10 protein-coding genes are annotated in these 11,449 nt (G+C 72.9%); 4 read left to right on the forward strand and 6 right to left on the reverse strand.

Annotation, left to right across the window (positions count from 1 at the left end; genetic code table 11):
* Positions 1-154: 154 nt before the first annotated feature.
* Together ACZ47G_RS38265 and ACZ47G_RS38270 are read right to left on the reverse strand one after the other, a co-directional pair.
* Positions 155-1,018, reverse strand: a complete 864-nt coding sequence (locus ACZ47G_RS38265) for an aldo/keto reductase (RefSeq protein ID WP_465750906.1) — start codon at positions 1,016-1,018, stop codon at positions 155-157.
* Positions 1,019-1,212: 194 nt separating this feature from the next.
* Positions 1,213-2,700: an MDR family MFS transporter gene (locus ACZ47G_RS38270; protein ID WP_465750908.1), complete on the reverse strand. Its 1,488-nt coding sequence runs from the start codon at positions 2,698-2,700 to the stop codon at positions 1,213-1,215.
* Positions 2,701-2,967: 267 nt separating this feature from the next.
* On the opposite strand from ACZ47G_RS38270, the gene ACZ47G_RS38275 reads away from it, so the two are divergent.
* Entirely contained in the window at positions 2,968-4,182 is a 1,215-nt protein-coding gene (locus tag ACZ47G_RS38275; protein WP_465750910.1) for a nucleotide disphospho-sugar-binding domain-containing protein, read from the forward strand.
* A 71-nt stretch (positions 4,183-4,253) separates the two neighbouring features.
* Here ACZ47G_RS38275 and ACZ47G_RS38280 read toward each other — a convergent pair whose 3' ends face one another.
* Positions 4,254-5,441, reverse strand: coding sequence for a cytochrome P450 (locus tag ACZ47G_RS38280; protein ID WP_465750912.1), 1,188 nt, complete (start codon positions 5,439-5,441; stop codon positions 4,254-4,256).
* 297 nt (positions 5,442-5,738) lie between these two features.
* On the opposite strand from ACZ47G_RS38280, the gene ACZ47G_RS38285 reads away from it, so the two are divergent.
* The 3 genes from ACZ47G_RS38285 to ACZ47G_RS38295 all read left to right on the forward strand — a co-directional run bounded on the left by ACZ47G_RS38285 (position 5,739) and on the right by ACZ47G_RS38295 (position 8,320).
* The gene (locus tag ACZ47G_RS38285) at positions 5,739-6,989 is read left to right on the forward strand and encodes a cytochrome P450 (RefSeq protein ID WP_465750914.1); all 1,251 of its coding nucleotides are present in this window, start codon (positions 5,739-5,741) and stop codon (positions 6,987-6,989) included.
* Positions 6,990-7,090: 101 nt separating this feature from the next.
* Positions 7,091-7,285, forward strand: a complete 195-nt coding sequence (locus tag ACZ47G_RS38290; protein ID WP_465750916.1) for a ferredoxin — start codon at positions 7,091-7,093, stop codon at positions 7,283-7,285.
* A 129-nt stretch (positions 7,286-7,414) separates the two neighbouring features.
* Positions 7,415-8,320, forward strand: coding sequence for an SDR family oxidoreductase (locus ACZ47G_RS38295; RefSeq protein WP_465750918.1), 906 nt, complete (start codon positions 7,415-7,417; stop codon positions 8,318-8,320).
* Here ACZ47G_RS38295 and rfbH read toward each other — a convergent pair.
* The 3 genes from rfbH to ACZ47G_RS38310 form a co-directional block, all read right to left on the reverse strand.
* A complete protein-coding gene (rfbH, locus tag ACZ47G_RS38300) occupies positions 8,292-9,593 on the reverse strand; it encodes a lipopolysaccharide biosynthesis protein RfbH (protein WP_465750919.1) in 1,302 nt (433 codons plus the stop codon). The genes ACZ47G_RS38295 and rfbH overlap by 29 nt on opposite strands.
* 214 nt (positions 9,594-9,807) lie before the next feature.
* The gene (locus ACZ47G_RS38305; protein ID WP_465750921.1) at positions 9,808-10,461 is read right to left on the reverse strand and encodes a TetR/AcrR family transcriptional regulator; all 654 of its coding nucleotides are present in this window, start codon (positions 10,459-10,461) and stop codon (positions 9,808-9,810) included.
* 158 nt (positions 10,462-10,619) lie between these two features.
* Positions 10,620-11,204, reverse strand: a complete 585-nt coding sequence (locus tag ACZ47G_RS38310; protein ID WP_465750923.1) for a flavin reductase family protein — start codon at positions 11,202-11,204, stop codon at positions 10,620-10,622.
* Positions 11,205-11,449 lie beyond the last annotated feature (245 nt).

Below are 11,449 nucleotides of genomic sequence, written 5' to 3' on the forward strand. Positions count from 1 at the left end.
CCAGGGGGCGCGGTTCCGGCCGCGCCCCCTGGCACGGAACCGTCACCGGCCTCACGGGTCGGAACACCAACGGACCCCCCTCGGCGAGGATCATGTCCTCGCCGAGGGGGGTCCGTTGGTGCCCGGCCGGGGCCGCCCGGGCGGTGTCGCGTCCTCAGCCCGCCAGTTCGGCCAGGTCCTCGGGGGTCAGCCGCAGGCCGGCCGCGGCGACGTTCTCCTCCAGGTGCCCCAGGACGCTGGTGCCCGGGATCGCCAGCACCGCCGGCGAGTGGGCGAGCAGCCAGGCCAGCGCCACCTGCTGGGTGGTCGCGCCGTGGCGGGCGGCGACGGCCGCCACCCGGGCCGGGTCGATCTTCTCGCCGCCCCCGCCGAGCGGGAAGAACGGCACGTAGGCGATGCCCTCCTTCTCACAGATCGCGAGGAGGTCGGCGTCGGCCCTGCGGTGCACGTGGAACTGGTTCTGCACGGCGGCGACCGGGGCGATGGCCCGGGCCTCGGCGAGCTGGACCGCGTCGACGTTGCTGACGCCCAGGTGCCGGATCAGCCCCTCGGCGCGCAGCTCGGCCAGGGCCTTGAAGCGGTCGCCGACCGACTCTCCGCCCGGCTCGCCCATACCGCCGACCCGCAGGTAGACCAGGTCGAGGCGGTCCACGCCGAGCCGGCGAAGGTCCTCCTCGACCAGGCCGCGCAGTTGCTCGGGGGTGGCCTCGGCGGTGGGCATCACCCCGCCCTCCAGCATGGGGCCGACCTTGGTGGCGATCACCAGGTCGTCGCGGTACGGGGAGAGCGCCTGACGGATCGTCTCGTGCGACTGGAGGTCGCCGAAGCCGTAGAAGCCCGCGGTGTCGATGTGGTTCACGCCGAGTTCGACGGCGCGGCGCAGAACGGCGGCGGCCGACTCGGGGTCGCGCACCGAGCCGCCGAGGGCGATCCGCATCGCTCCGAAGCCGAGCCGGTTGACCCGCAGGTCACCGCCGAGCAGGAAGTCTCCGGCGGAGGCGGCCGTGGTGGTGGTCATGTGTGTGCATCCTCGGGTTGTCGGTTGGACGTGTCAGGTCGGAGCTGGTCGGAGCAGTCGGAGCAGGTCGGAGCTGGTCGGGTCCGAAGAGCTGGGCCGGTACCGGTCCGGGGGCGCCCGCCCGGAGCGCGCCGAGCGGCGCGGACGCGGTCGGCCCGGCGGTGCGGACACCGCCGGGCCGCCGCACGGGCCGGTCAGGCTCCCTGCGGCTGGGCGACCTCGGTCTCCTTCTTCGGCGCCGGCGCGGGCGCCAGCACCGTCTTCGGCAGGAACAGGGTCGGCACGACCGCGAGCGCCAGGAAGCCGACGCTCCACCAGAAGGTGGTGCTGTAGGCGTCCGCCAGACCGGCCGGGCCAACGGTGCCGTCGGGCGCCTTGGCCTGGTCGGACAGCTGGATCTGGAGCACCACACTGATCACGGCGGTGCCCGCCGACAGGCCGAGCTGCTGGAAGATCCGCGAGGCACCGGTCGCCCGGGCGATCTGCTGCGGCGGCAGCCCGACGTAGAGCGCGGTCGACATGGTCAGCACCACCATCGCCAGGCCCACACCGGAGACCAGCATGGCGGTGAGGATGAGGACCCGCGAGGTGCCCGCGTCGAACTGCGTGAAGAAGGCGGAGCCCGCGATGGCGATGACGATGCCCACCGCGCCGACGAGCCGCGGGCCGAGCTTGTTGAACACCCGGCCGAGCAGGACGGAGGTGACCACCGAGCCCACCCCGAAGGCGACCAGCAGCAGACCGGTGCTCATCGGGCTCTCGCCGTGGACCTGCTGCAGGAACAGCGGCTGGATGATGCCGGCACCCATGGTGAGCCCGACCAGCAGCAGCAGGGTGCAGGACGTCGCGAAGCCCCGGTACTTGAACATCTGCATCGACACCAACGCGTCGACGTTCGGCCGCGCGGCGTGCACGCCGAACCCGGCGAGCAGCGCTCCGCCGACCGCGAGCAGCGCGATCACCTGGCCGCTGCCGAACCCGAGCGTGCCCGCCCGGGAGAAGCCGTAGACGACGGCCACCAGACCGGGGACGAGCAGCAGCACCCCGAGCACGTCCAGCTTGGCGGCGGTCTCCGCCCTCATGTTCGGCAGGTTGCGGCCCGCCACCAGGAAGGCGATCGCGCCGATCGGGATGTTGATGAAGAACATCCACCGCCAGTCGAAGCCGTCGACGATGACCCCGCCGAGGACCGGGCCGAGTGTCGGGCCGATCATGCCGGGGATCGCCATCAGGGCGACCAGCTTCGCCCGGTGCTCCATGCCGGCGAGCCGCATCAGCATCGCCTGGCCGACCGGGACTATCATCCCGCCGCCGAGGCCCTGCACCACGCGGGCCACCACCAGCATCCAGATCGAGCTGGACAGGCCGCACAGGACCGATCCGACCAGGAAGACGGCCATCGAGACGATCCACATCGTCCGGGGCCCGAAGCGGTCCGCCGCCCAACCGGCGAGTGGCATGCCGACCATCAGGGCGAGCAGGTAGGCGGTCACCACCCACTGCAGGGTCGCCACCGAGACCGACAGGTCGTGGGAGAGCGTGTTCAGCGCCACGCTGACCATGGTCCCGTCGAGCTGCATCACCAGCAGGCCGAGCAGGACGACCCCGGCGACCCTCAACAGCTCGGGTGGTAACCCCTGGCTCTTGCCGGCGGGCTGGGCGTCACTCGAACTCTGCGCCATCAGACTCCCTCGCGAACGTCCGCATATCCGGGCCTTTCGATCACGGCAACAGGCTCCCACAAGCTTGCGTGACACGCAACCAATTGCCGATTCTGCAGAAATCTGCTGATCAGCTGGAGGTGTCCACCCGGGACCGGACCGCCCGCCCGGACAGCCGGACCGCCCGGACAGCCCGCCCGGACCGCCCGCCCGGCGGGTCCGGAGGGTTCAGCCCTCCTTTAGCGCGCCGGGCTTCCATGGGCCACCAGCATCCCGAGAGGTGACCCCGTGCGTATCCTTTTCGCCCCGCTCCCCAGGGCTCCCCACCTGTACTTCGTCGCGCCGCTGGCCTGGGCCTGCCGGGCGGCCGGGCACGAGGTGCGGATCGCGGCGCCACCGGACCTCACCGAGGCGGTGGTCCGGGCCGGGCTCACCCCGGCCGAAATCGGCGCCGGACCGCGCGCGGCGGAGCCCGCGGCGCCCACCGCCCCCGGCGGCCGGCCCGCCACGCCCGCCACGCCCGGCCTCCTCGCCGAGGCGTCCGACGACGAGCGGCGCAGGCTCCTCGACCTCAGGTTCGCCCCCCTGGTCGACACGGCCGTCCGGACCGCCCCCGACCTGGTGCGGTTCGCCGAACACTGGCGCCCCCGGCTCGTCGTCGCCGATCCGATGGCCTTCGCGGCCCCGCTGGCCGCGGCGGCCCTGGACATCCCGCTGCTGCGCCACCTCACCGGGCCCGACATCATGCACCGCACCCACAATCCGATGCACGGGCCGACGACCGGCGACGAGTACACCCCCAACTGGCCCACCGGGCTGGCCGAGCTCTACGCGCAGTTCGGCGCGGCGATCCGCGACGACTACGCGTCGGGCAGCATCGACCCCTGGCCGGGCAGCGTGCAGGTACCGGACGCGCCCGCCCGCATCCCCGTGCGCTTCGTCCCGTACGACGGCGCCGCCGCCGCGCCCGACCGGACCCCGGAGCCGAGCGGCCGCCCGCGGGTCTGCGTCAGCTGGGGCGAGCGGGGCGAGCCCGACGGCGGGGCCGGCGAGGCGCCCGTCCTCACCCGGGTCCTCGACGCGCTCGCCGCCCGGGACGTCGACGTCGTCCTCACCGGCAGCGGGATCGACCGGGTCCGGCACCGCCCGCTCCCGGACCGGATCCGCCTCGCCGATGACCTGCCCCTGCACGCGGTGGTGCCCGCCTGCGGCGCCGTGATCAGCGAGGGCGGCACCAACACCATCCTCACCGCCGCCTCGCTCGGCGTCCCGCAGGTCCTGCTCCCCCTGGTGGAACGGCCGCCCAACGCGGCCAACTTCTGCGAGAGCGGCGCGGGCATCACCCTGAGCGGCACCGGAGCCGACGCCGAGGCCATCGGCGCCGCGGTCGACTCGGTACTCGCCGACGGCGGGATCCGGGCCGCCGCCCGGAAGATGCGCGACGAGATCGCCGCCGCCCCGTCGCCCGCCGACCTGGTGCGCACCCTGGAGGAGCTGGCCTGACCGCACCTGCCGGCACCGGCCCGGCGGGACGCCTCCCGAGGCCGGGAGGCGTCCCGCCCGCCGGTCGCCGTTCACGACCGCCGAGCGGACACGGTCATCTTCTTGACGCCGTAGAACTCCGAGTCGTGGAACACCGCGTCGCCCGTGGGCCGCAGCTCGCTGAATGCGTCCAGGAGTCCGTTGAGGGCGATCTCGGTCTCCAGCCGGGCCAGCGGGGCACCGAGGCAGAAGTGGATGCCGTGGCCGAACCCGACGTGGCGGTTCGGGTCGCGGTCGATGTCGAACCGCTCCGGCTCCCGGAACTGCCGCTCGTCGTGGTTGGCCGAGAGGATCGACGGCATGACGATCCCGTTGGCCGGGATGACGCCGCCGGCCAACTCCAGTTCCCCGGTGGCGATCCGCAGCGCCCGGGGGAACGGCGGGCGCCACCGGACGACCTCCTCCAGCGCCGCGGGCACCAGGGACCGGTCGGCCCGGATCCGGGCCTCGGCCTCCGGGGTGTCCCCCAGGCAGAGCAGGGTGTTGCCGAGCAGCAGTGTGGTGGTGATGTGGCCGGTGTTGAGCAGCAGGGCCGCGAAGGTGGCCACCTGGAGGTCGGTCAGCCGCTCCCCGTCGAGCTCCGCCGCGGCCAGCGCGCCGAGCACGTCCCCGGTGGACCGGTCCGAGCGCCGGCGCCGGACCTCGGCCAGCAGGTACTCGTCGAGCTCCTTGGTGGTGTCCGCGATGGCCTTGGCCGCGGCCTCGTCGGACTCCGAGTCGTCGGCCCGGATGCCGAGCAGCCGGTCGGCGCACTCCCGGAAGAACGCCCGGTCGGCCGGGGAGATGCCGAGAAGTTCGGCGATCACGATGACCGGCAGCGGGTAGGCCAGGTACTCGACGAAGTCGAAGGTGTCGTCCGGGGCGGCGGCCAGCAGCTCCCCGACGATCTCCTGGATGCGTGGCCGCAGGGCGGCGACGGTCTTCGGCGTGAACGCCTGGCTGACCAGCTGCCGCAGCTTCCGGTGGTCCGGCGGATCCTGCCAGGGCAGGTTCGCGCTGAGCTTCTCCTCGCCGAAGACCGGCATGAGCCGGCCGATGTTCGACGAGAAGCGCGCCGGGTCGGAGAACACCTCTTGGACGTCGGCGTACCGGAAGACGAAATAGTGGCCGCGCTCGTCCTGCCAGAGCGGCTGCTCGTCGCGCATGCGCCGCATCCATTCCAGGAGTTCGGCGCCACCGTCGGTGAACAGCGGCATCCGGACGGTTTCGCCCGTGCTCATCACACCTCCCGTATCGGGCCGCGGGATTCCGGCGAATTCCGTTTCGCGGCCCGCGACAGCGGCCCAATTTATCAACGAAGCGGCGGCCTGTCTCGGGTCGGAATACCCCGGATCGAATATTAGTGAGATTTTAGATTTCACCGTTAGCCTGGCACCCGCCATGGACCAACGAATTCCGACGCACCCGCGGCACCGGTAGTCCCAGGATGCCGGTATTCCCGCGATGTCGGTAATCCCGCGGCGCCGGAAATCCGACGACTCCGGCCGTGCCGCACCGCCGCCGAAACAGGAGCTGCCATGACCGAGGCCACGTCGGCACCGCACAGTGGCGACCTTCCCCAGGTGCCCGACTTCCCGATGTCGCGCGGCTGCCCGCTCGACCCGGCGCCGATGTACGCGCGGCTGCGCACCGAGCGGCCGGTCACCCAGGTCGCGCTGCCGAGCGGGCAGAAGGCCTGGCTGGTCACGAGCTACGCGCACGTGCGCGCGCTGGTGACCGATCCGAGGATCAGCTCGGACCACCACCACCCCAACCTGCCGCTGCTCGTCCCGCTCGGCCCCGCCGAGGGGGGCTCCCAGGGCGGGGAGTCCCACGGAATGGGCAACACCCTGGTGGGGCTCGACCCGCCGGAGCACTCCGCGCCGCGGCGGATGGTCATCTCCGAGTTCACCGTCCGGCGCGTCCAGGAACTGCGGCCCCGCATCACGGAGATCGTGGAGAGCTGCATCGACGACCTGATCGCCGCCGGCCCCGGCGCCGACCTGGTGGCCATGGTGGCGGTGCGCGTGCCCTCGATGGTGCTGTCCGAACTGCTCGGCGTCCACCCGCCCGAGCGCGAGTTCTTCCACACCCGCACCTCGGCGATGCTCAGCCGCGCGAGCACCCCCGAGGAACGCCGGACCGCCATGATCGAACTGGCCACCTTCATCGACGGCCTGATCCGGGAGAAGGAGCAGGAGCCGACCGACGACGTGCTCGGCCGGCTCATCGTGAACAACCGGGAGACCGGGGTGTTCACGCACATGGGCCTGCTCCAGATGGCCTACCTGCTGCTGGTCGCCGGCAACGAGACGACGGCGAACATGATCGCGCTGGGCACCACCGGCCTGCTGGAGAACCCGGAGGTCGTGGCCGAGCTGATCGCGGACCCGAGCCGGATCGGCCGGACCGTCGAAGAACTGCTCCGGTACTTCACCATCTCGGACGTGCTGCTCCGGACCGCCCGCGAGGACATCGAGATCGACGGCGTGACGATCCGCAAGGACGACGGCGTCCTGCTCGGGCTGGGCTCGGCCAACCGGGACGAGACGGTCTTCGACAGCCCCGACCGGCTGGACATCCACCGGGGCGCGCGGCACCACATGGCGTTCGGCTACGGCATCCACCAGTGCCTGGGCCAGAACCTCGCCCGGGCGGAGCTGGAGATCGTCTTCACCACGCTGTTCGCGCGGCTGCCGGGCCTGCGGCTGGCCGTACCCGTGTCGGAGCTTCCGTTCAAGCAGGACTCCAACACCTACGGCCTGCACGAGCTGCCCGTCACCTGGTGACCGCCTACCCGGCGCCGGCCGAACCGGGCAGCGCCGGGCAGGCCACCGACGGACCCTGCAGCCCCGACCACCCCCGCCATCCGACCGGAAAGGACACCCCCGTGCGCATCGTCGTCGACCGCGACGTCTGCATCGGCGCCGGCCAGTGCGTGCTCACCGAGCCCCGCGTCTTCCAGCAGAACGACGAGGACGGCATGGTCGAGCTGCGGACCGACCGTCCCGACACCGACACGGCCGAGACCGTGCGGACCGCCGTCACCCTGTGCCCGTCCCGGGCGCTGTCGATCGAGGCCTGACCGCCCGCAGCGAGGAGGCCGCCGGTCCCGGCGGCCTCCTCCGACGTCTGCCCCGGCGCCCGCCGGTCGTCGCCGGCCGTGCGCCGACCTCCCCCGACGGGCCGTCGGACACCGATGACGGGAGAAGCCATGGAGACCGAGCAGCAGTCCCCCCTGGCCGGCACCGGCCTGCGCGGCCTGGTCGGCGACCGGGCCGCCGAGCTCGGCGGCCGGCACCGCTGGCACCAGCTGGAGTGCGACCTCACGGACGCCGCCGCGGTGGACCGGGCGGTCGCCGAGAGCCCCGCCGAGGTGGTCGCGCACTTCGCCGCGTTCACCGACCTCGACGCGGCGGCGGCGCAGACCGGCGACCGCGGGGGCCCCTGCTACCGGGTGAACGTCGACGGGACCGCGAACCTCGCCGCCGCGTGCCGCCGGCACGGTCGCTACCTGATCCACGTCTCCACCGACTACGTCTTCAGCGGCGACCAGGAGGAGCCGTACCGGGAGACCGACCCGCCCGATCCGCTGGACTGGTACAGCCGGACCAAGCTCTGGGCCGAACGCGAGGTGCAGGAATCCGGCTGCGCGTTCTCCGTCCTCCGCCCCTCCTTCCCGTTCCGAGCCCGCTACCGGCGCAAGGGGGACCTGGTCCGCACGCTGGTCGGCCGGCTCGCCGCCGGGCGGATCCCACCGATGTTCGACGACACCCTGGTGACCCCCACCTTCGTCGACGAGTTCGCCGCGGCCGTCGAGCGGGTGGCGGAACTCCGCCCGCCCGACGGGCTGTTCCACTGCGCGGGCGGCAGCTCGCTGTCCCCCTACGACCTCACGATGACGGTGGCCCGCACCTTCGGCCTCGACGCCGCCCCCGCCGCCCGCGGCCGCCTCGCGGACTACCTGCGCGACGCCGGACGCCCCTACCCGCGCTGGCTGAACGTGTCCAACGAGCACGCGACCCGGGTGCTCGGGGTGCGGTTCTCCCGCATCGAGGACGCCCTGGCCACCATGCGGGACCAACTCGCCCTCAGCGGGGAGCTCCCGCGAACTCCCTGATCGAGCCGACCACGTAGTCGATCATCTCGGGGGTGATCCCGGGGTACACCCCGATCCAGAAGGTGTCCTCGGTGACGATGTCGCTGACCGACAGGTCCCCCGACACCCGGAACGTGACGCCCGCGTACGCCGGGTGACGCGTCAGGTTGCCGCCGAAGAGCCGGCGGGTCGCGATCCGCCGCTCCTCCAGGAACGCCACCAACTCGCGGCGGGTGTACGGCGCGTCCCGCTCGACGGTCAGCACGAAACCGAACCAGCTCGGGTCGGAGTCCGGGGTCGGCTCCGGCAGCAGCAGGCCGGGGACCCCGTCCAGCCCCTCCCGCAGCAGCCTCCAGTTGCGGCGCCGCGCCGCGCCGAACTCCTCGATGCGGCGCAGCTGGGTCACGCCCATCGACGCCTGCAGGTCGGTGCTCTTCAGGTTGTAACCGACGTGGGAGAAGATGTACTTGTGGTCGTAGCCCTGCGGGAGGGTGCCGAGCCCCTGGTCGAACCGCTTCAGGCACCGGTCGTCCTCGCCCGGCTCGCACCAGCAGTCCCGGCCCCAGTCGCGGATCGACTCCACCAGTCGCGCGAGCGCCAGGTCGTTGGTGACCACACAGCCGCCCTCGCCGACCGTGATGTGGTGGGCCGGGTAGAAGCTCACCGTCGACAGGTCACCGAACGTGCCGGTGAGCTTGCCCCGGTAGCGCGAGCCGACCGCGTCGCAGTTGTCCTCGATCAGGAACAGGTCGTGCCGGCGGGCCAGTTCGGCGACCTCCTCGGCGGCGAACGGGTTGCCGAGCGCGTGCGCGGTCATGATCGCCCGGGTGCGCGGTCCGATCGCGGCGGCGATGGCCTCCGGCGTCGGGTTGTAGGTGCCGAGTTCGACGTCGACGAAGACCGGCACGAGCCCGTTCTGGAGGACCGGGTTGACCGTGGTGGGGAAGCCCGAGGCTGCGGTGATCACCTCGTCGCCGGGGCGCAGCCGCAGGTCCCCCAACTGCGGTGAGGTCAGCGCGGTCAGCGCGAGCAGGTTCGCCGACGACCCCGAGTTGGTCAGGTGGGCCTTGCGCCGCTTGAAGTACCTGGCGAGGTCGCGCTCGAAGCGGCGCGCGCTCGGCCCCGCCGCGATCCGCATGTCCAACGCCGCCTCGACCAGCGCCGCCCGGTCCTCCTCGTCCAGGACCGCGCCGGAGGTGAGCACCGGGGTCTTCCCCGGGACGAACTCTCCGTCGGTCCGGCTGTGGTGGTAGTCCCTGACCAGCTTCAGGATCGCTTCCTTGTCCTCACCCATGTGGTGGTACCTCCGTAGCCGTTGTCGGTGCGGCGCGTTCCCGCCGGGCGGATCGAGGGCGTGGCTCGGGTCCGCCGGGGCTCCCGGCAGACCGGGTACAGGTGTTCCAACCGGCCGGGCCGGCCGGAGCTCCGCTCCGCTCCGGGCCTGTCCGGGCAGCGGGCACCGGCGGCGGGACCGATCGGCCGGGCGCTCCCCAGTGCAGCCGCGCGGGCTAAAGGACGGCTGAAGGGCGGTCGCCGGGGTCGCCATGGTCGCCATGGTCGCCGGGGTCGCCGGGGCCGATCGCCAGGGCGTGGCGCAGGGCCTCGCGCAGCACCTCGGCGAACGACGGGGCGTTGGTGCTGCTGAGCCAGTACCGGCCGGCCACCCGGACCGCCCCGGCGACCACGGCTGCCGTCACCGCCGGGGCCAGTTCCCAGCGTTCGGCGCCGGTGCGCTCGGCGATCGCGTCGGCCAGCGGCTCCTCGGCCATGCTGAACGCCTTCAGCGCCTCACCCTGCAGCGCCGGCGTGGACATGATCATGGCGAGCCCGGCCCGGTCGGGTTCGGGATCGGCGAAGACCTCGACCACCACCGCGATGATGGCCTCACCGAGCGGCTCCTCCGCGGGTCTGGCCCGCAGCGCCCCGCCGAGACGGCGGGACTGGTCGGTCTGGGCGGCACAGATCGCCTCCTCCCGACTGGAGAAGTAGTTGTTGTACGTCCGGGGGGCGACTCCGGCGGCCTCGGCGATGTCGCGCACCCGGACCAGGGCCAGACCGTCGGGGCCCTTCTCCACCGCCAGCCGGAGCGCGGCGGCACCGATCGCCTCGCGGGTGGCCTGCTTGGTGCGGGCCCGCATGTCCAGGGGTTCGTCTGCGGTCATGGCTGGTCAGGGGGCTGGCCGGAACGTGCCGGACGATCAGCCGACCCCCGTCCTCCTCTCGTCGCCCGAAGCCTACGCACTGGCCCGGCCCGCGCGGGCACCCGCTCTCCCTCCGGGCCGGTGCCCGAGCCCCGTCACCAGGACGCCCTCGGGCACGCTCACGACGGGGCCTCCGCGGCGGCGTCGACCGGCGCCGGGGCGACCGCGGTGAACCGCCCGTAGCCGCCGCGGAACAGCACCAGCGGCCCGGCCTCGGAGGTGTCCCCGGCCTTGGCCAGCCGGTGCACCCGAGCGACCACGATCATGTGGTCGCCCGCCGGGTGCTCGGCCTCCACCGAGCACTCCAGCCAGGCCAGCGCACCGTCGAGGACCGGCATCCCCGAGGGCGACGCCGACCAGGCCACCCCGTGGAACTTGGAGTCCCCGCTGGCGGTGGCCAGCCGCCGGGCCTGCCCGTACTGGCCGGCCGCCAGGAAGCAGATGCCGTGCTGCCGCCCGCCCCGCACCCGGGGCCAGCTGGTACTGGTGTGCGCCACGCAGAACGCCACCAGCGGCGGGTCGAGCGAGACGGACGTGAACGAGCTCACCAACAGCCCGACCGGCACCCCGTCGTCCATCCCGGTCACCGCCACCACACCGGTGGCGAAGTGGCCCAGCACCCGCCGGAAGTCGGCCGGGTCGATCCCGTCGTCCCGGGGCTCGTCGAGCAGGTCGTTCAGTGCTTCGATACGGTTCGCTGCCATCCGGATCCTTCCACGGGTGCTCCCTGAACCGCCGTCCTGGCCGCTGTCCCGGCCATGTTCCCCGGCAGGGCTAATACCGGCCTTGCCTCCGGCTAGGGCGTGCCTGTCCGACTCGGAGCTTCCGCCCGTACGTCCGGGTGGTCGGTCTTAGACCGACCGGCACATGGTGGGTGGAGGAAGGAGCGGCGTCCGGGCCGAGCCTGGCAAGGCGGAGGAGGGAGTAGCAGCGGAGCTGCGGCGACCGA

The organism is Kitasatospora sp. NPDC030952, assembly GCF_055571335.1.